Consider the following 489-nt stretch of genomic DNA (forward strand, 5'->3'; position numbering starts at 1 on the left):
AAACCTGCGTGCACAAGCTCTGCTCGCATCGGCTTTACCATTTGTCTCATATATTCTTCATATGCCATCGACATTACTATTTTCCTCCTTTATTTATGCATGTGCTATAAGCATACAATAATGAAATGCATACATGCAACGAAATGAATCTGATTAGGCGTGTTTCTTTCTTTTTTCTTTTCCCACTCTTTTTACCTGTAAAAGATGACATGTTCGGATAACTGGACGAATAAGAAGCAAGACGCTTCCTGCGATATAAAGAACGGCACCTGTTATCTTCCAGCTCAACAGCATGTTGAAAATCGTTCCTAACAGGAATAACAGTCCAATCAGGATATCATTGATTGTATATATCGCCTGATATTTATCCTTTAAAATGATAGCTAAAGAACCGATAGAGATAACATGATTTTCTTCTTCTTCTGACTGTTTATTCATGTTTTTTAACACCTCGCTAAAAGAAATACTAGTGAATGTATTCCTTTTAAC

Annotated in this window: 1 protein-coding gene; it reads right to left on the minus strand. The window is 35.6% G+C overall.

What is annotated here, in order from left to right; all coding sequences use genetic code 11:
- Positions 1–153: 153 nt before the first annotated feature.
- A partial coding sequence (locus EOC06_RS38480; protein ID WP_206631403.1) for a YrhK family protein occupies positions 154–489 on the minus strand: 336 nt, incomplete at its 5' end.

Origin of the sequence: Mesorhizobium sp. M7A.F.Ca.MR.362.00.0.0 (assembly GCF_004023175.1) — a bacterium.
Classification (GTDB): Bacteria; Pseudomonadota; Alphaproteobacteria; order Rhizobiales; family Rhizobiaceae; genus Mesorhizobium.